Origin of the sequence: Stenotrophomonas maltophilia group sp. RNC7 (assembly GCF_030910085.1) — a bacterium.
Lineage (GTDB): Bacteria > Pseudomonadota > Gammaproteobacteria > Xanthomonadales > Xanthomonadaceae > Stenotrophomonas > Stenotrophomonas sepilia.
Window position 1 is genome coordinate 1 of record NZ_JAVFVN010000605.1, and the last position, 379, is coordinate 379.

The 379-nt window shown below is 69.7% G+C and carries 1 protein-coding gene; it reads right to left on the reverse strand.

All coding sequences use genetic code 11. The features are described from left to right. On the reverse strand, nt 1-379 hold a 379-nt coding region (locus tag RCF13_RS11690; protein WP_308141199.1), incomplete at both ends, for a LysR substrate-binding domain-containing protein.

Here is a 379-nt window from a genome sequence, read left to right on the forward strand (position 1 = left end):
CGACGCGCAAAAGAGCAGGCGTTCGCGGCCCAGATGGCGACATCCGATCGAGGCGGGCCAGTGATCCGGGCCGCCAATGCGCACTGCTACATCGATGCCTTCGTCGAGCAGATCGACGAACCGGTCGGTGAACGACACATGCGGCCGCAGACGGGGATGGCGTTCGGCAAAGCGCAGCAGCGGCGGCCAGACCCGCAGGCGGCCAAAGGTGGCCGGCGCGTCCACGCGCAGTCGGCCCACGGGTTCGTTCTGCTGCACCGCCAGCACGGTTTCCGCTTCCTCCAGGTCGGTCAGCACCTGCGCGCACGTGCGGTAGAAGGCCGTGCCCGCCTCGGTCAGCGCCAGGCGGCGCGTGGTGCGCTCGAACAACCGGATGCCG